Here is a 17,797-nt window from a genome sequence, read left to right on the forward strand (position 1 = left end):
GTCGCACCATGCCCGTGGCGATCGGCCTCCCAGAGCATCGGGGGAGCGACATCGGGATGACACGAGCACCGCTCGCGGACACGCACACGCCCCCGCCGGCGGCACTCGCGCGCCGCTACGACGCCGGCCCCGCGACCGGCGCCGCCGTCGCCGGGATCGATCCTGACGAGGCCCTGCTCACCCGGTTGGGCTATCCCCGCACGCTGCACCGCGGGTTCGGCGGGTTCGCGAACTTCGCGATCTCGTTCATGGTCGTCTCGGTGCTCGCCGGGTGCCTGACCTCCTACCACGTCGCGCTCGCCAACGGCGGCCCGGTCGTCATCACCTGGGGCTGGCTGCTCGTCAGTGCCTTCTGCGGCGTGGTGGCGATGGCGCTGACCGAGATCGCCTCGGCGATACCCACCGCGGGCGCGCTGCACTACTGGGCGGCGAAGCTGGGCGGCCGGGCGTGGGGCTGGTTCACCGGGTGGTTCAACCTGATCGGACTGGTCGCGCTCACGGCCGCCGCCTGCCACGGCGCGGCGATCTCCACCACGGCGCTGCTCAACCTGGGGTTCCCCGGCGCGGTCGGCACCGACGGCCCGACGATCTCGTCGTCTGCACGCTGATCGTCGCGCTGCACCTGGTGCTCAACCTGGCGAACCTCAACGTGCTCTCGCTGCTCAACTCGGTGTCGGCGTGGTGGCACATGGCCGGCGTCGCGCTGATCGTGGTGCGGCTGGTGGTGGTGCCGCGCGAGCACCAGTCGGTCGCGTTCGTCTTCGGCGAGGTCGTGAACAACTCCGGGTTCCCCGACACCGCGCTCTTCTTCGTGTTCGGGCTCGTCCTGCAGATGGCGCAGTTCACGCTCACCGGCTACGCCGCGTCGGCGCACCTCGCCGAAGAGACCCGCTCGGCGTCCCGCGCGGTGGCCCGCGGCGTGGTGGCCTCGGTCGTCGTCGCGGTGGTGTTCGGGTTCGCCTTGCCGGTGGCGATCACGTACGTGCTCGTCGATCCGCCGTCCACCGCGCGGGCGGGCCAGATCGCCGTGGTCCACATCCGGCGGACGGCGATGGGCCCGACCTGGGCGGGGTTCCTGCTGCTCGTCGCGGTGGTCGCACAGCTGTTCTGCGGCGCCGCCGCGGTCACGGCGGCGTCGCGGACGACGTTCGCGTTCTCCCGCGACCGCGCCGTGCCGTTCTCCCCCGTCTGGCGGCGGGTCTCGACCCGGCGGACGCCGGTGAACGCCGTGCGCGCAGTCTGCCTCGCGGCCTGGGGTGCTGCTGCTGCCGACGCCGGCCGTCGGCCCGATCGGCTACCCGGCGAGCGCCTCGATCGCGGTGATCGCACTGCACGTCGGGTACGGGATCCCGATCCTGCTGCGGATCCGGCGGGGCCGGGCGTTCGCAGCGGGCGAGTGGACGCTGCGCGGCCACCACCGCTGGGTCTCGCCGCTGGCCGTGCTGTGGGTCATCGTCGTGTGCGTGCTGTTCGCGCTGCTGTTCTCCCCGCGCGGCATCCCGGGCACCGCGGAGTCCTCCTGGGAGTACGTCAACTACGCGCCGGTCGCGGTGCTCGGCGCGCTGGCGCTGGTGGGCGGCTGGTACGCGGTCTCGGCCCGCCGGTTGCACCGGCCCGCGGCGCGACCCGGCGCTCGACCTCCGCACCGAGCGCTGACCGCTACGCCTTGGCGCCGGGCTCGTCGACCCGGAACCGCCAGAACGCCGGGAAGGCGACCAGCACGGCGGCGGCCGCGACCAGCGTCGCGATCCCGCCCACCGCGGCCGCGACGCCCGGACCGATCCAGTCGGCCGCGGCTCCGTGCCACAGGTCGGCCAGGCGCGGCCCGCCGGCCACCACCACGATGAACACGCCCTGCATGCGGCCGCGCATCTCGTCGGTGGCCACCGACTGCAGCATCGAGGACCGGTAGACCGAGCTGACCAGGTCGCCGGCTCCGGCGATCGCGAGGAACGCGACGGCGAGGAAGATCGACCCGGTCATCCCGAACAGCGCGACACCGATCCCCCACACGCCGATCGACGCCGCGACGGCGACACCCTGCCGGCGGATCCGGGAGAGCCAGCCGGAGAACAGCCCGGCCACCACCATCCCGATCGGGATCGCCGCGTAGAGCGCACCCAGCGCCGCGTCGCTGCCGAGCGGCTCGGCGAACTGCGTCTCGGCGAGCTCGGGGAACACCGCGCGGGGCATGCCGAAGCCCATCGCCACGATGTCGATCAGGAACGACACCAGCAGGACCTTGTGCATCGCCGCGTAGCGGAAGCCCGCGGCGATCTCGCGCAGCCCAGCCCGCGGGCGCGCGTCCGAGGTGCGGTCGACGGGCATGCGCGGCAGCCGCCACGACGCCCACAGCGTGGCGGTGAGCGCGATCGCGTCGATCAGGTACAGCGCGGGCAGCCCGATCACCGGGATCAGCGCACCCGCCAGCAGCGGGCCGACGACCGCACCGGTCTGGAACACCGTCATCGTCAGCGCGTTGGCGGCGGGCAGCTGCTCCTCGGGCAGGATCCGCGGCAGCACCGCCCGCCGGGTCGGCTGGTCGACGGCGATGAACGCGGTCTGCACCCCGAACAGCACCAGCACCAGCCACGGTCCGCCCACGCCGGTCGCGGCGGTCACGAACAGCAGCAGCGACGTCACCGCGATGCCGGAGACGGTGACCAGCATCAGCGCCCGCCGGTCGACGACGTCGGCGATCGCTCCGCCCCACAGACCGAACACGATCAGCGGCACCAGGCCGAAGAGGCCCGTCAGCCCGACCCACGCCGAGGAGTCGGTGAGCTGGAACAGCTGGTACGGCACCGCCACGACGGTCAGCTGCGCCCCGATCGTGGTGACGATCGCGGCGAGCCACAGCCGCCGGTAGGCAGGCGTCCGCAGCGGCCGGGTGTCCGCGAGCACGCCACGCACCCGGCGCAGCCGGGTGCGTGGCTCGGAAGCTGTCACTCCCCGAGACCTACCACGATCGGCGAGGCGAATTCGGACACCGCAACGTGCGTCACGGCGCGAGCCGGTGGACGGTCCACTCGCGCGAGGTGGGATCGACCTCGAAGCGCAGCCGGTCGTGCATCCGGTCGGCCCGCCCCTGCCAGAACTCCACCTGCTCGGGGACGATCCGCCAGCCGCCCCAGTGCGGCGGCACCGGCACCTCCTGGCCCCCGAACCGCGCCGCGGTGGCGGCCAGCGCCTCGTCGAGCGCGCGCCGGTCGCGCACCACCGTCGACTGCGCCGACGCCCACGCGCCCAGCTGCGAGCCGCGCGGGCGCGTCGCCCAGTACGCCTGCGTCTCCGCCGGGGAGACCCGCTCCACCGGGCCGCGGACGTGCACCTGCCGGTGCACCAGGTACCAGGGGAACGTCACCGACGCGTACCGGGAGGTGCGCAGGTGGTGGCTCTTCGCCGAGGTGTAGTTGCTGTAGAACACCACGCCGCGCTCGTCGAGGCCCTTGCACAGCACGGTGCGCGAGCTCGGCCGCCCCTCCTCGTCGACGGTGGCCAGCACCATCGCGTTCGCCTCCGCGACCCCGGCGGCCTCGGCCTCGGCCAGCCATCTGGCGAGCTGTTCGTGCCAGGTGGGAGCCAGATCGCCGACGTCGAACCCCGGCGTGTCGTAGGCCACGCGCATACCGGCCAGCTGCGGCTCGTCCATCCACTCCCCGTCTCACGGCGAAACCCGGTGACAGATGCCACCCCCTTGCACCGTTGCAGGTGGCGGCGCCGGGGGGCAGGGTGACGCCAACCACGTTAGCCGTCGAGCACCCTGCGATCAGGGGCTGACCGCCCGCGTCAGGGGACCACAACGAGGAGGTCGCGGTGACCGCTGCGCCAACGGAGCCGAAGTCGGAGTCGGGCGACTGGGAGGTACCCCCGCCCCCGCCCGGGTTCAAGCCCGGTCTCGAGGGGCAGATCGCCTTCCGAACGCAGATCGCCGAGCCCGACAAGGACGGCGGGGCGCTGCGGTACCGCGGCGTCGACATCGAGGACCTGGTGGGCAAGGTCACGTTCGGCAACGTGTGGGCGCTGCTGGTGGACGGGCGCTTCGGGCCCGGCCTGCCGCCCGCCGAGCCGTTCCCGATCCCGGTCCACACCGGCGACGTCCGCGTCGACGTGCAGGCGGCGCTGGCGATGCTCGCACCGTACTGGGGGTACCGGCCGCTGCTCGACACGTCCGTGGAGGAAGCCCGCGAGCAGCTGGCCAGGGCCTCGGTGATGGCGCTGTCCTACGTCGCCCAGTCCGCGCGCGGCATCGGCGTGCCGGCCGTGCCGCAGAAGCGCATCGACGAGTGCACGACGATCACCGAGCGCTTCATGACCCGCTGGCGCGGTGAGCCCGACCCGGCGCACATCAAGGCGATCGACGCCTACTGGGTCTCCGCCGCCGAGCACGGCATGAACGCCTCCACGTTCACCGCGCGGGTGATCGCCTCCACGGGCGCCGACGTGGCCGCGGCGCTCTCCGGCGCGATCGGCGCGATGTCCGGCCCGCTGCACGGCGGCGCGCCGGCCCGGGTGCTGCCGATGATCGAGGAGGTCGAGCGGACCGGCGACCCGGAGGGTCTGGTCAAGGGCATCCTCGACCGCAAGGAGAAGCTCATGGGCTTCGGCCACCGGGTCTACCGCGCCGAGGACCCGCGGGCCCGGGTGCTGCGCCGCACCTGCAAGGAGCTCAACGCGCCCCGCTACGAGGTCGCGGCCGCGCTGGAGCAGGCCGCGCTGAAGATCCTGCGCGAGCGGCGGCCCGACCACCCGATCGAGACGAACGTCGAGTTCTGGGCCGCGGTGATCCTCGACTTCGCCGAGGTGCCGCCGCACATGATGCCGGCGATGTTCACCAGCGCCCGCACCGCCGGGTGGAGCGCGCACATCCTGGAGCAGAAGCGCGAGAACAAGCTCGTGCGCCCGTCCGCCCAGTACGTCGGCCCCGGCCCGCGCAGGCCCGAGGAGGTCGAGGGCTGGGACGAGATCGCCCACCTGTGAGCCGGTGACCGCGACGGTCCTCCCGCCCCCGAGTGGGAGGACCGTCGCCCGTCACGGCGCGACCGGCGCGACCACCCGCCGGCGCGGCACGAACAGCGAGATCACCCCGGCCAGCACGCACACCGCGCCGCCCGCGTACCAGGCGAGGTCGTAGCTGCCCAGCTCGTCCCGGACGACGCCGGCGATCAGCGCCATCAACGCGGCCCCGACCTGGTGCCCGGCGAACACCCAGCCGAAGAGCACCGGTGCGGCGGCGCCGAACGCCTCCCGGCACAGCGCCAGGGTGGGCGGGATGGTCGCCACCCAGTCCAACCCGTAGAAGACGATGAAGGCGAGCATCGGCGGCTCCACGGACGGGCCGAACAGCACCGGCAGCGCGAGCAGCGCCCATCCGCGCAGCACGTAGTAGGCGAGCAGCAGCAGACGCGGATCGACCCGGTCGGTCAGCCAGCCCGAGGCGACGGTTCCGGCCAGGTCGAAGATCCCGACCAGCGCGAGCAGGCCCGCGGCCGCGGTGACCGGCATGCCGTGGTCGTGCGCGGCGGGCACGAAGTGCGGCTGGATCAGGCCCATCGTCGTCGCGCCGCAGATCACCATCCCGACGGCCAGGTACCAGAACGCGCGGGTGCGCACGCCCGTGGCGAGGCCCCGCAGGGCGGTGCGCGCCGCGCCGGTGCGCACCGGGGGCACGTCGTCCTCGGGCGTGCCGCCGTAGGGCGCGACGCCGACGTCGGCCGGCCGCTCCCGCACGAACACCAGCACCACCGGGACCACCGCGAGCGCAGCGGACGCCACCCACAGCGATGCCGCCCGCCAGCCCTGGTCCTGCGCGACGTGCGCGACGAGCGGCAGGAAGACCAACCCACCAGCCGCCCCGGACGCCGTCAGCACACCGGAGACCAGCCCGCGGCGGGCGACGAACCAGCGCCCGGTGACGGTCGCGACCAGCGCCAGCGCCATGGAGCCCGTGCCCAGCCCGACGAGCACGCCCCAGCACAGCACCAGCTGCCAGCTGGCCGTCATGAAGACGGTCAGGCCGCTACCGGCGGAGACCACCAGCAGCGCTGAGGTGATCACCGGCCGGATCCCGAACCGCTCCATCAGCGCGGCCGCGAACGGCGCCGTCAAGCCGTAGAGCGCCATGTTCACGGCGGTGGCGAGCGAGACCGTGGCCGTCGACCAGCCGAACTCGGCCTGCAGCGGATCGAGCAGCACGCCCGGGACGGCGCGGAACCCGGCGGCGCCGACGAGGGCCAGGAACGTGGCCGCGGCGACCCACCACGCGGGGTGGACGCGGCGGGAGCGGTGAGCGGAGATCACGGACATCGGATCCACCCTCACCCACCGTCCGATCACGAACCAGTGGCCGAAAGGACAATATCTGCAAGGATCAGGCCATGTACGAGGTCGCGGTGCTGGCCCTGCCGAGCGTGATCGGGTTCGAGCTGGGGCTGCCCCACAAGTTCCTCGGGAGCGCCGTGGGCGCCGACGGGCGCCCGCTCTACCGGGTGCGCACCGCGAGCCTGGACGGCGGGCCGGTCCGCACGTCGGCCGAGTACACGGTGCTGCCCGACCACGACGCGGCGATCCTGCGCGAGGCCGACACCGTGGTGATCCCGGGCGTGTCCGACCACCCCGCCGTGCGGCGCGGCGAGCTCGCCGACGAGCTCGCGGCGGCCCTGGCCGGGCTCGACGCTCGGCTGGTGTCGATCTGCACGGGCGCGTTCGTGCTCGCCGCCGCCGGGCGGCTCGACGGGCGCCGGGCCACCACGCACTGGATGTACGCCGAGCACTTCCGGCGGCTGTTCCCCCGGGTCGAGCTCGATCCCGACGTGCTCTACGTCGACGAGGGCGACGTGCTGACCTCCGCCGGCAACGCCGCCGGCATCGACCTGCTGCTGCACCTCGTGCGCCGCGACCACGGCGCCGCCGTCGCTGCGCGGGTGGCCCGCCGGTCCGTCGTCGCGCCGTGGCGGGAGGGCGGGCAGAGCCAGTTCGCCGAGCCGCTGCCCGAGCCGCGCGGCAGCAGCACCGCCGCCACCCAGGCGTGGGCGCTGGAGCACCTCACCGAGCCGCTCACCGTCGCCGATCTCGCCGCCCACGCCCGCACCAGCGTGCGCACGTTCACCCGCCGGTTCCGCCGGGAGACGGGCCAGAGCCCGGCCCAGTGGCTGATCGGCCGACGGGTGGAGCGGGCCCGGCAGCTGCTCGAGGAGACTGATCTGCCGGTCGAGCGGGTCGCCGCCGAGGCCGGGTTCGGCACCACCGCGTCGCTGCGCCAGCACCTGCACGCCGCGATCGGGGTGGCCCCGCTGGCGTACCGGAGGACGTACCGGGGCGACCGGGCGGGGTGACCACCCGCACGCCGCGACGAGCCCGGTGCGGATGCGAGGATGGCTGACGTGACCGCCGAACTCACGATCCCCGCCGATCTCCTCCCCGCCGACGGCCGGTTCGGGTGCGGCCCGTCGAAGGTCCGGCCCGAGCAGGTGCAGGCGCTCGCCGCGGCCGGCGACGTGCTGGGCACCTCGCACCGGCAGGAGCCGGTCAAGTCGATCGTGCGGCGGGTGCGCACCGGGCTGCGTGAGCTGTTCTCGCTCCCCGACGGCTACGAGGTCGTGCTCGGCAACGGCGGCTCCACCGCGTTCTGGGACGCCGCTGCGTTCGGGCTGGTCAAGGAGCGCTCCCTGCACCTGGTGTACGGCGAGTTCTCGGCGAAGTTCGCCGACTCGACGAAGGGCGCGCCCTTCCTCGCCGACCCCGTCGTGGTGAAGGCCGAGCCGGGCTCGGCCCCGGAGCCCACCAGCGACCCGAGCTGCGACGTGGTGGCATGGGCGCACAACGAGACCTCGACCGGGGTCGCCGTGCCGGTGGTGCGGCCGACGTCGGCCAGCTCCGACCAGCTCGTGCTGATCGACGCGACGTCCGGCGCGGGCGGGCTGCCGGTCGACATCCGCAACGCCGACGCGTACTACTTCGCCCCGCAGAAGGGCTTCGCCGCCGACGGCGGGCTGTGGATCGCGCTGATGAGCCCGGCCGCGCTGCAGCGCGCCGCGGAGATCGCCGCGTCGGACCGCTGGATCCCGCCGTTCCTGTCCCTGGCCACGGCGATGGACAACTCGCTGAAGGACCAGACCTACAACACCCCGGCGATCGCCACGCTGATCATGATGGCCGAGCAGATCGAGTGGATGCTCGGCATCGGCGGCCTCGACGCCTGCGTCGCCCGCACCCGGCAGTCGTCGACGACGCTCTACACGTGGGCGGAGAAGTCGGAGTTCGCCACTCCGTTCGTCGCCGACCCGGCGCTGCGCTCGCAGGTCGTCGGCACCATCGACTTCGTCGACGAGGTGGATGCGGCGAAGGTGGCGAAGGTGCTGCGCGCCAACGGCGTCGTCGACACCGAGCCGTACCGCAAGCTCGGCCGCAACCAGCTGCGCATCGGCATGTTCCCGGCCGTGGACCCGGCCGACGTCGCCGCCCTGACCGCGTGCATCGACTGGGTGGTCGACCGCATCGGGTGAACCTCCCGCTCCGGAGTGATCAACAGCGGGGCGTCACCGATAGTTTGGGTGGCACCACGTTGTGTGCCCGACATGGCGGGGTCCACGGTTGTACCCCCCGAACCGGGGGATGTCGGTTCGGCGCGCCTCCGAGGCGGGTTGCGATTCGGCATCTACCGTCACTCGGACGGGGAGAAGTACACGAGACAGCGGGGCGGCAGGGGATCAGATGCGCGCGCTACGGGTCGTCGGCATCACCGAGGACAACGGGGTGCTCTCCGTCGTCCTCGAGGATCCCGCCCACAAGGAGGAGCGCTTCATCGTCCCCGCCGACGAGAAGCTGCGCGCCGCCGCCCGAGGCGACCTGACGCGGCTCGGACAGATCTCGATCGAGTTGGAGAGCCAGTTGCGGCCACGCGAGATCCAGGCACGAATCCGCGCGGGCGCGTCCGTGGAACAGGTTGCGGCCGCCGCGGGCGTCCCGGTGGCGAAGATCGAACGGTTCGCCTACCCGGTCCTGCTGGAGAGATCCCGCACGGCCGAATTGGCGCAGTACGCGCACCCGGTGCGGACCGACGGCGCTCCCGACTCGCGGACGCTCGGCGAGGTCGTCGCGCACACGTTCAGCCTGCGCGGGCTGGAGTACTCCGGCGTCGAGTGGGACTCCTGGAAGGGCGAGGACGGCCGCTGGATCGTCAGCCTGTCCTGGCGGGCAGGACGGTCGGAGAACGTCGCGCACTGGACGTTCCAGCCCGGCGCGCACGGCGGCACCGTCACCGCGATCGACGAGCACGCGAGCGACCTCGTCGAGGGGTTGCCGCAGCGGCAGCTGCGCACGGCCGCGGTCATCGACATGGCCCGCCCCGGAGCCGACGGCCCGGGCACCGGCCACGACGAGGTCCGGGTGGTCGGCCGCCGCACCGCCGACGGCACCGATGTACCCGGCCACCACGCCGGGGTGCCCCCGGCCACCCGCGCCGCCGAGCACCGGCACGCGGGCCCGCCCGCGCCGCGCCAGGCCGACCCGATCGAGTCGGCTCCCCCGCCGACCACGCGGCCGGCCACCCGTACGGCGTCGCCCACCCCGCCACCAGCACCGCCACCCGCGGCACCCACGCCACCGCCCGCCCCGCCGGATGCCGCACAGCCGGATACCGAGCCCCCGGCCGCCGCCGAGACAGCGCCGTCGACAACGCCTGCACCACCTGCTCCGGAGCCGGAACCGCCCGCGGCGCAGCCCGAGCCGGCGCCCGAGCCCCCACCCGCCGCGCCGGAGAAGCAGCCGCCGAAGCGGACGAAGAAGGGCAAGCCGGTCATGCCGTCGTGGGACGAGGTGCTGCTGGGGGTTCGCGGCCAGCGCTGATGCCGGCAGCGGGGTTCAGCCCGGCCCCAAGGAACCCAGCAGGAGCACGATCCACGCCGCTGCGAGCCCCGCGGCGGCGCCGTAGGCGAACCAGCGCCACACCGCGAACCGGCGCATCAGCCACAGGCTCGGCGCCAGGCCGAAGCAGACGAGCAGGTTCGCCGGCACCCACACGGCACCGAACGCGTCCGCGAACGCCCAGCACAGCGTCACATCGGCGAGTGCGACGAACACCCCCGTGAACCCGGAGATCACCAGGCCGGTGCCCCACGGCGTCGGCCCGGTGGGTTCCCGCAGCCGGGGCAGCGGCCCGGTGCCGACCGTCACGTGCTCCACGGCCCCGTTGACCGGATCGACGAACTCCACCGGGCGGCCGAGCACCCCGGAGACCCGGGAGGCGAGCTGGCGCCCGCGCCGGCGCAGCAGCTCCAGCTCCTCCGGCCGGCCGGACCGGGCGACCGCGCCGGCGTAGGTCACCCACTCGTCGACGGCGGCCTGCAGGTCCGCCGGCAGCGGTGGGTCGCCGGGTTGCCGGTCGCCGAGCTCCACGCGCACACCCTAGAGGCAGGCTCAGCGCTGCACCGCGTAGAAGGCGATCGCCGCCGCGGTGGCGACGTTGAGGGAGTCCACCCCCTCGGCCATCGGGATGCGCACCCGCAGGTCCGCGGCCTTGAGCGCCTCCGGGGTCAGGCCCGGCCCCTCGGCGCCGAGCAGCAGCGCGGCCCGCGCACCGGCCAGGCCCGCCTCCCGCAGCGGCACCGCATCGGCAGCCGGGGTCAGCGCGACGATCCGCAGGCCCGCGTCCCGCAGCAGGTCCAGTGACGCCGGCCAGAGCCCGTCGAGCGTCGCGAACGGCACCCGCAGCACGTGCCCCATGGAGACGCGCACGCTGCGCCGGTACAGCGGATCGGAGCAGCGCGGCCCGAGCAAGACCGCGTCGACGCCGAGCCCGGCGGCGTTGCGGAAGATCGAGCCGAGGTTCTCGTGGTCGTTCACGCCCTCCAGGACGGCGACGGTGCTCGCGGTGCGCACCAGCTCGGCCGGGGCCGGCTGCGGGGCCCGGTCGGCGACGGCGAGCACGCCGCGGTTGAGGTGGAACCCGACGACCCGCGCCATCGTCTCGGCGTCGGTGGCGTAGGCGGGCACGTCCAGGCCGGCGAGGTCGTCGGCCAGCTCCTCCAGCCGCCGGGGCACTCCCAGCAGCGACCGCACCGGGTACGGCGAGTCCAGCAGCCTGCGCACGACGACGACCCCCTCGGCGATCACCAGGCCGCGGCCGCCGGGGCGGTCCGGGCGGCGGTCGGCCGCGGTCAGGTCGCGGTAGTCGTCCACCCGGGGATCGGCGGCGTCGGTGATCGTCGTGAGAGTGGCCACGGACCGCGATGTTCGCACCCGTCGGAGCGAACCGTGCGCAGGGCGTCATCCGTACAGCCGTAGCGAAGAGATCACAGATATGTCACGGTGGACAACCGCCCGGCCACTTCGCGGGGCCGGGGGGAACATCTAGGAGGCAGTGCGCGGTGGGCCAAGACGTCGACCGGATCACTTTCAGTCGACGGGATCGGCAGAACTACCGAGCCAAGGTGCAGAGGTGCGTCGAGGCCCTCGCCGTGATGCTGCGGGAGCAGCGCTTCGCGGAGGCCGAGCCGATGACCGGCCTGGAGCTGGAGCTCAACCTCGTCGACGAGTCGCTCGGGCCCGCGCTCGTCGGACAGGACGTGCTCGACACGATGGGGGCGGCCGAGTTCACCACCGAGCTGGGGCGCTGGAACCTCGAGCTGAACCTGCCGCCGCGGCCGCTGCCCGGCGACGAGTGGCTGCGGCTCGAACAGCAGCTGGTCGACGAGCTGGCGAAGGTGCGCGCCGCGGCGGCCGACCACAAGGCCCGGCTCGCCGTGATCGGCATCCTGCCCACGCTGCAGCGCAGCGACCTGGTGAAGGACTCGCTGTGCGCCGACGCCCGCTACACCGTGCTCAACGAGCAGCTGCTCTCGGCGCGGGGCGAGCCGATCCGGCTCGACATCGCCGGCGACGACGCGTCGGGCAGGCACCCGCTGGGCGCCGACCACCTGACCGCCGACTTCGACTCGATCGCCCCTGAGGCGGCGTGCACGTCGCTGCAGCTGCACCTCCAGGTGCACCCGGACTCGTTCGCCGCCTACTGGAACGCCGCGCAGTGCCTGGCCGGGGTGCAGCTGGCGGTGGGCGCCAACTCGCCGTTCCTGCTGGGCTCGCGGCTGTGGGCGGAGACGCGGGTACCGCTGTTCGAGCAGGCCTGCGACGTGCGCTCGGTGGAGCTGCGCAACCAGGGCGTACGGCCGCGGGTGTGGTTCGGGGAGCGCTGGATCACCTCGGCGCTGGACCTGTTCGCCGAGAACGGCCGCTACTTCCCCGGGCTGCTGCCGCGCACGCAGGACGACGACCCGATGAAGGAGCTGGACGCCGGCCGCATCCCGACGCTCGACGAGATGCGGCTGCACAACGGCACCATCTGGCGGTGGAACCGGCCGGTCTACGACGTCGCCGACGGGGAGCCGCACCTGCGGGTGGAGAACCGGGTGCTACCGGCCGGCCCCACCCCGATCGACATGGTCGCCAACGCGCTGTTCTTCTACGGGCTGCTGCGCGGGCTGGTGGAGGCCGAGCGCCCGCTGTGGACGTCGATGTCGTTCGAGGCGGCGGAGGAGAACTTCACCACCGCGGCCCGGCACGGCCTGGACGGACCGCTCTACTGGCCGGGCACCGGTTGGATCCGACCCGACGAGCTGATCCTGCGCAAGCTGCTGCCCGACGCCGCTCAGGGCCTGACCCGCTGGGGCGTCGCGAGCTCGGTGATCGATCGCTACCTGGGGGTGATCGAGCAGCGGTGCGCGACCCGGCGCTCGGGTGCGTCGTGGCAGCTCGACGCGGTCGCCGCGCTGGAGAGCCGCGGGCACTCGCGGCAGGAGGCGCTGCGGACGATGCTGGACGGCTACCTGGCGGCCTCGCAGGCGAACGAGCCGGTCCACACCTGGCCGCTGCCCTGATCCGGCGCTTGATCCGGCGCTGAACGCGGTATCGGGGCCCTGGCCGCGCGACCAGGGCCCCGATACTTTCCCGAACTGACGCGCCGCTCCCACCACGAAGCGACGAGATATAGGTTAGCCTTACCTCGCTTGTCGTGCAAGATCTCGGTACAAGCGATCTGATCGCACCCGCACCGGTGATCACGGTTACGGTGGTGTCGTGGTCGATCCACCGCCGCTCCCCGCCCGGTTCACCCGGGTGACCGACGTCGTCGCGATCGGGTCGGCGCTGTGGGCGCTCGCCGCCGTCGGCTTCTTCCTCGCGTGGCTGTTCGGGGGCCGCCCGCTCGACATCTGGTTCGTCACGTGCGTGGTCGGTGCCGCGCTCGGCGGGGTCGGCTACGGGATCTTCCGGTGGCAGCGCTCCGCGGCCCGGCGCGGCTCGCGCACGGCACAACAAGGCCTGGAGGACGCATGAGCACCGCCGCATCCGCCCGACCGACCGCCGTCGTCACCGGCGCGAGCTCCGGCATCGGCGCGGCCACGGCCCGCGCGCTCGGCGCCGCCGGGTTCCACGTGGTGCTCGGGGCCCGTCGGCTCGACCGCTGCAAGGCGATCGCCGAGGAGATCGACGGCACCGCACTCCCCCTCGACGTCACCGACGCCGAGTCGGTCACCGCCTTCGCCCACGCGGTGCCCGAGGCCCGCGTGCTGGTCAACAACGCGGGCGGCGCGAAGGGCCTCGCCCCGGTCGCGGAGGCCGACGAGGACGAGTGGCGCTGGATGTTCGAGACGAACGTCATGGGCACCCTGCGCGTGACGAAGGCGCTGCTGCCCAAGCTGATCGCCTCGGGCGACGGGCACATCGTCACCGTCACCTCGGTGGCCGCGCTCGCCCCCTACGACAACGGAGCCGGCTACACCGGTGCCAAGCACGCGCAGGCGATGCTGCACCGCACGCTGCGCGGCGAGCTGCTCGGGCAGCCGGTGCGGCTCACCGAGATCCTGCCCGGCCTGGTGGAGACCGAGTTCTCGCTGGTCCGCTTCGACGGCGACGCCGAGCGGGCGAAGAGCGTCTACCGCGGCATGACGCCGCTGACCGGCGAGGACGTGGCCGACGTGATCACCTTCGCGGTGACCCGACCCAGCCACGTCAACATCGACCAGATCGTGCTCAAGCCGCGCGACCAGGCCGACGCGATGCGCGTGCACCGCACGGGCTGAACCGGCCCGGCCGACTCAGTTCAGCGCGGACATCGTCTTCCACTGCGACCAGGGCACCGTCCAGTCCCAGATGTCGCCGTCGCGCGGACCCAGCTGGATCGGGGTACCGGTGACCTCGACCGGATCGCCGTAGAGCGCCGAGTCGTAGTAGGTCTTGGCGTTCTCCACCGACAGGTTCACGCACCCGTGCGTGACGTTGGACGAGCCCTGCGCGGCGAGCGAGTCGGGGTTGGCGTGGATGAACTCGCCGTTGTTGGAGATGCGCACGGCCCACTTGACGACCACGTCGTAGTCGTAGCGTTCGCTGACCATGCGCTTGTCGGTGAACTTCTCGCTGACGACGTGGATGCCGGAGCGGGTGTTGCGCTCGGGATCGGAGTCGAGCCCGTAGCTGGCCGGGAAGTCCATGACCTGCTTGCCGTCGCGGATGACGATCATCCGGTAGCTGTTCACGTCGGCCTTGACGATCTGGGCCCGGCCGATGGTGAACGAGCTGGTCAGGTTAGCCGCGCCGACCGCGCCGCCGCCGTAGTCGACGCCCTCCAGGTTCGCCTCGACCCGCACCTCGGTGTACGCGGGCCAGTACTCCTTGGGGCGGAAGTCCACGCGGGAGCCGCCGCCCTCGTCCGGCAGCCAGCCCCACGAGCCCTCCACCGGCTTGGAAGTGGTGACCTTCAGCGCCCGCTCGACCGCGGCCTTGTCCGCGACGTGCGCGTTGAACTGGATGCGGATCGGCGCGGCGATGCCGACGGTGCGTCCGTCGCCGATGTTGAGGGTGCCGCGGACGACCTTCGTGGGCTTCTTCGTGGTGAACGAACCCTGCAACGGCGAGCGGGTGCCCGCGGTGTCCTCGACGGTGCCCGACCAGGTGTAGGTCGCGCCGTAGCGCAGCGGACCCTGCGCCTCCCAGCGCAACCCGTCGGGGCTGAGTGTGCCCTCGATCTCGCCGCCCTTGTCGCCGGTCAGCGTGACCTCGACGATCCGGCCGTCGGTGACCGCGATGCTCACCGGCGCCTTCGGGTCGACGTCGGTGGCGCCGTCCGCCGGCTCGTAGACCACCTGGACGGGTGGGGGCGGAGCGAACGGTGCCAGCGGCACGCCGCCGGACGCCGTCGTCGCGAACAGGATCCCGCCTGCTCCGACGATCAGCACCGCCAGGACGAGCAGCAGCCGACGCATGCACCTACCCCCTCGTGGACGCCCCCTACAAGGACGTCAGGTTCGCGCGTGCGGTTGCCCGACTCGCGGAGCAACCTGGGATCCACCGTACGGATGCCGCTCAGAGCCGGCACCCGACGAGCACCGGCTCGGGCGCCAGTTCGATCCCGAACCGGGCGCGCACCCCGTCGCGCACCTCCCTGGCCAGCGCCAACAGGTCGGCGGTGCGGCCGCCTCCGCGATGGGTGAGGGCGAGCACGTGCTTGGTGGACAGAGCCACCCGGCCGCCTGGACCTGCGTACCCCCGGGGGAACCCGCTGCGCTCGATGAGCCACGCGGCGGGCAGCTTGACCTTGCCCTCCCCCGCCGGCCAGCGCGGCGCGTCGGCGGGCGCGCGGTCCTCGTCGACGACCGGGTTGGTGAAGAACGAGCCGACGCTCCACGTGTCGTGGTCGTCGGGATCGAGGACCATGCCCTTGCCGCGGCGCAGCGCGAGCACGGCCTCCCGCGCGGCCTCCGCCGGCACCCGGGTGCCCTGCTCGACGCCGAGCGCGCGAGCCAGCTCCGCGTACCGGATCGGAGCGCTGGTGGCGTCGGTCGACAGGCGCAGCCGCACCCGCAGCACCACCGCGTCGGAGCGGCCCTTGAGCACGCTGGTGCGGTAGGCCAGGCCGAGCTCCGCGGCCGGCACCCGCTCGTGGACGGTGTCGGTGCGCCGGTCGTAGAGATCGACGTCGACGAGCACCTCGGCGATCTCCACCCCGTAGGCGCCGACGTTCTGCACGGGCGTGGCTCCGGTGCGACCAGGGATGCCGGACAGGCACTCCAGTCCGCCGAGTCCGTCCGCGACGGTGGCCGCGACGAGCGTGTCCCACTCGGTGCCCGCCTCGACGACGACCAGCGCGGTGTCGCCGCTGCGCTCGACCGTGTGCCCGGTCGAGGAGACCCGCACGACCGTGCCGGGCCAGCCCTCGTCCGCGATCACCAGGTTGGAGCCGCCACCGACCAGCAGCACCTCGTCGCCCGCCTCGCGGACGGCCGCGACGACGTCCTCGGCGGAGGTGGCGTCGACGAACCGCGCGGCCGGCCCGCCGAGCCGCAGCGTGGTGAGCGCGGCGGTCGGTACGGAGGCTGTGTCGGGCACGGTCACGATGGCCAACGGTAGCCTCCGCAGAATGCCCACCCAGATCGACTACCGGTACACCTCGGCCTTCCCGGCCGACGCGCTCTACGGCGCGCTGGTGGACGAGGAGTTCCTGCGCGCTCGCCTCGGCGAGCTCGGCGGTCGGGAGGCAGCGATCGTCTCCCACCGGTCCGACCCGAACGGTGCCCGCTTCACGCTCCGCCACGAGCTGGAGATCGACGGGCTGCCCTCGTCGATCCGCAGCTTCCTGCCCGGTCAGCTCACCCTGGAACGCACCGAGGTGTGGGTGGTCGGTCCGGACGCGCGCACCGGCACCGTGGACGTGAAGGTCATCGGCGCGCCGGTGCCGGCGAAGGCGGGCGGCCGGCTCGCCGTCGCCGACGCGGGCGGGGGCAGCGAGTACCGGGTCGTGGCCGACGTCTCGGTGTCGCTGCCGCTGTTCGGTGGAAAGGTTGAGGAGTTCGTCGCAGGCAAGGTGCGGGAGCTGCTGGCACTGGAGTCGCAGTTCACCGACCGCTGGCTGGAGCAGAGGGTGGTATGACCGCAGGTATCGAGCCGCCGAACGAGCGCCAGTACGTGATCACGCTGAGCTGCTCGGACACGACCGGCATCGTGGCCCGCATCGCCGGGTTCCTCGCCGATGCGGGCGGATGGATCACCGAGGCCGGTTACCACTCCGACCCGGCCACCGGGCGCTTCTTCACCCGGCAGGTGGTGCGCGCCGACTCGCTGCCGTTCGGGGTCGAGGAGCTGCGTGAGCGGTTCGCCGCCGTCGCCGCCGATCTCGGCGACGCCACGTGGAACGTCACCGACACCGGCGTCATCAAGCACATGGTGATCCTGGTCAGCCGGGAACTGCACTGCCTGCACGACCTGCTCGGCCGGGTCGCGCTCGGCGAGCTGCCCGTGCAGATCGACGCCGTGATCGGCAACCACGAGAACGCCGCGGAGATCGTGGAGGCGCACGGGGTGCCGTTCCACCACGTGCCGTTCCCGGAGACCGACAAGGCCGCCGCGTTCGCCGAGGTGCGCAAGCTCGTCGACCAGCACGACCCGGACGCGGTGGTGCTGGCCCGGTTCATGCAGATCCTGCCGCCGGAGCTGTGCGACGCCTGGGCCGGGCGGGCCATGAACATCCACCACAGCTTCCTGCCGTCGTTCGTCGGCGCGCGGCCGTACCACCGCGCGCACGCCCGCGGTGTGAAGCTGATCGGCGCGACCTGCCACTACGTGACGCCGGAGCTGGACGCCGGGCCGATCATCGAGCAGGACGTGATCCGCGTCGACCACTCCGACACCGCGGAGGACATGGTGCGCCGCGGCCGCGACATCGAGCGCCTCGTGCTGGCCCGGGGGTTGCGCTGGCACCTGGAGGACCGAGTGCTGGTGCACGGGAACCGCACGGTGGTGTTCCACTAGC

Annotated in this window: 18 protein-coding genes and 1 pseudogene; 11 read left to right on the top strand and 8 right to left on the bottom strand. The window is 73.2% G+C overall.

The genetic code is table 11. The features are described 5' to 3' along the window. Positions 1-56 precede the first annotated feature (56 nt). Together BUE41_RS32505 and BUE41_RS33010 are read left to right on the top strand one after the other, a co-directional pair. Positions 57-608, top strand: coding sequence for an amino acid permease (locus BUE41_RS32505; protein ID WP_073459449.1), 552 nt, complete (start codon positions 57-59; stop codon positions 606-608). Positions 609-649: 41 nt separating this feature from the next. Beyond that, positions 650-1,195 (top strand): annotated as a pseudogene (locus BUE41_RS33010) (amino acid permease); the annotation flags it as partial. A gap of 99 nt (positions 1,196-1,294) precedes the next feature. Here BUE41_RS33010 and BUE41_RS31470 read toward each other — a convergent pair. The 3 genes from BUE41_RS31470 to pdxH form a co-directional block, all read right to left on the bottom strand. Continuing rightward, positions 1,295-1,534: a hypothetical protein gene (locus BUE41_RS31470; RefSeq protein ID WP_200804084.1), complete on the bottom strand. Its 240-nt coding sequence runs from the start codon at positions 1,532-1,534 to the stop codon at positions 1,295-1,297. A gap of 125 nt (positions 1,535-1,659) precedes the next feature. Then, positions 1,660-2,949, bottom strand: a complete 1,290-nt coding sequence (locus BUE41_RS23315) for an MFS transporter (RefSeq protein ID WP_073459451.1) — start codon at positions 2,947-2,949, stop codon at positions 1,660-1,662. Between the two features lie 52 nt (positions 2,950-3,001). Next, a complete protein-coding gene (pdxH, locus tag BUE41_RS23320) occupies positions 3,002-3,652 on the bottom strand; it encodes a pyridoxamine 5'-phosphate oxidase (protein WP_073459452.1) in 651 nt (216 codons plus the stop codon). Positions 3,653-3,816: 164 nt separating this feature from the next. On the opposite strand from pdxH, the gene BUE41_RS23325 reads away from it, so the two are divergent. Continuing rightward, a complete protein-coding gene (locus tag BUE41_RS23325; protein WP_073459453.1) occupies positions 3,817-4,980 on the top strand; it encodes a citrate synthase 2 in 1,164 nt (387 codons plus the stop codon). 51 nt (positions 4,981-5,031) lie between these two features. Here BUE41_RS23325 and BUE41_RS23330 read toward each other — a convergent pair whose 3' ends face one another. Then, on the bottom strand, positions 5,032-6,306 hold the full coding sequence (locus BUE41_RS23330; RefSeq protein WP_073459454.1) for an MFS transporter: 1,275 nt from the start codon (positions 6,304-6,306) through the stop codon (positions 5,032-5,034). A gap of 71 nt (positions 6,307-6,377) precedes the next feature. Between BUE41_RS23330 and BUE41_RS23335 the strand changes: the two genes are divergently transcribed. The 3 genes from BUE41_RS23335 to sepH all read left to right on the top strand — a co-directional run bounded on the left by BUE41_RS23335 (position 6,378) and on the right by sepH (position 9,846). Beyond that, positions 6,378-7,334 carry a GlxA family transcriptional regulator gene (locus tag BUE41_RS23335; protein ID WP_073459455.1) on the top strand — a complete coding sequence of 319 codons (957 nt, stop codon included), beginning with the start codon at positions 6,378-6,380 and terminating at the stop codon, positions 7,332-7,334. Positions 7,335-7,373: 39 nt separating this feature from the next. Next, a complete protein-coding gene (serC, locus tag BUE41_RS23340) occupies positions 7,374-8,504 on the top strand; it encodes a phosphoserine transaminase (RefSeq protein ID WP_073459456.1) in 1,131 nt (376 codons plus the stop codon). Positions 8,505-8,712: 208 nt separating this feature from the next. Then, positions 8,713-9,846 (top strand): septation protein SepH, encoded by a 1,134-nt coding sequence (gene sepH / locus BUE41_RS32515; RefSeq protein WP_073459457.1) that lies wholly within the window; start codon positions 8,713-8,715, stop codon positions 9,844-9,846. 15 nt (positions 9,847-9,861) lie between these two features. Here the strand turns inward: sepH and BUE41_RS23350 are convergent, their stop codons facing one another. Then, positions 9,862-10,395: a DUF2537 domain-containing protein gene (locus BUE41_RS23350; protein ID WP_084755697.1), complete on the bottom strand. Its 534-nt coding sequence runs from the start codon at positions 10,393-10,395 to the stop codon at positions 9,862-9,864. Between the two features lie 21 nt (positions 10,396-10,416). After that, entirely contained in the window at positions 10,417-11,220 is an 804-nt protein-coding gene (locus BUE41_RS23355; RefSeq protein ID WP_073459459.1) for a TrmH family RNA methyltransferase, read from the bottom strand. 146 nt (positions 11,221-11,366) lie between these two features. On the opposite strand from BUE41_RS23355, the gene BUE41_RS23360 reads away from it, so the two are divergent. From BUE41_RS23360 to BUE41_RS23370, 3 genes are all read left to right on the top strand, one after another. Beyond that, positions 11,367-12,872 carry a glutamate-cysteine ligase family protein gene (locus BUE41_RS23360; protein WP_073459460.1) on the top strand — a complete coding sequence of 502 codons (1,506 nt, stop codon included), beginning with the start codon at positions 11,367-11,369 and terminating at the stop codon, positions 12,870-12,872. 199 nt (positions 12,873-13,071) lie between these two features. Continuing rightward, positions 13,072-13,329: a DUF2530 domain-containing protein gene (locus BUE41_RS23365; RefSeq protein WP_073459461.1), complete on the top strand. Its 258-nt coding sequence runs from the start codon at positions 13,072-13,074 to the stop codon at positions 13,327-13,329. Then, on the top strand, positions 13,326-14,075 hold the full coding sequence (locus BUE41_RS23370; RefSeq protein ID WP_073459462.1) for an SDR family NAD(P)-dependent oxidoreductase: 750 nt from the start codon (positions 13,326-13,328) through the stop codon (positions 14,073-14,075). Before BUE41_RS23365 ends, BUE41_RS23370 begins: the two co-directional genes overlap by 4 nt. A gap of 15 nt (positions 14,076-14,090) precedes the next feature. Here the strand turns inward: BUE41_RS23370 and BUE41_RS23375 are convergent, their stop codons facing one another. Together BUE41_RS23375 and BUE41_RS23380 are read right to left on the bottom strand one after the other, a co-directional pair. Continuing rightward, complete coding sequence (locus BUE41_RS23375; RefSeq protein ID WP_073459463.1) at positions 14,091-15,254, bottom strand: L,D-transpeptidase; 1,164 nt, start codon at positions 15,252-15,254, stop codon at positions 14,091-14,093. Positions 15,255-15,354: 100 nt separating this feature from the next. Then, on the bottom strand, positions 15,355-16,392 hold the full coding sequence (locus tag BUE41_RS23380; protein WP_084755699.1) for a UDP-N-acetylmuramate dehydrogenase: 1,038 nt from the start codon (positions 16,390-16,392) through the stop codon (positions 15,355-15,357). 16 nt (positions 16,393-16,408) lie between these two features. Between BUE41_RS23380 and BUE41_RS23385 the strand changes: the two genes are divergently transcribed. Beyond that, entirely contained in the window at positions 16,409-16,918 is a 510-nt protein-coding gene (locus BUE41_RS23385; protein WP_073459464.1) for a DUF2505 domain-containing protein, read from the top strand. Further along, complete coding sequence (purU, locus tag BUE41_RS23390; RefSeq protein ID WP_073459465.1) at positions 16,915-17,796, top strand: formyltetrahydrofolate deformylase; 882 nt, start codon at positions 16,915-16,917, stop codon at positions 17,794-17,796. The genes BUE41_RS23385 and purU overlap by 4 nt, the downstream gene beginning before the upstream one ends. The last annotated feature ends 1 nt before the right edge of the window (position 17,797 follow it).

It is taken from the genome of Pseudonocardia thermophila, from assembly GCF_900142365.1.
GTDB classification, from domain to species: Bacteria; Actinomycetota; Actinomycetes; order Mycobacteriales; family Pseudonocardiaceae; genus Pseudonocardia; species Pseudonocardia thermophila.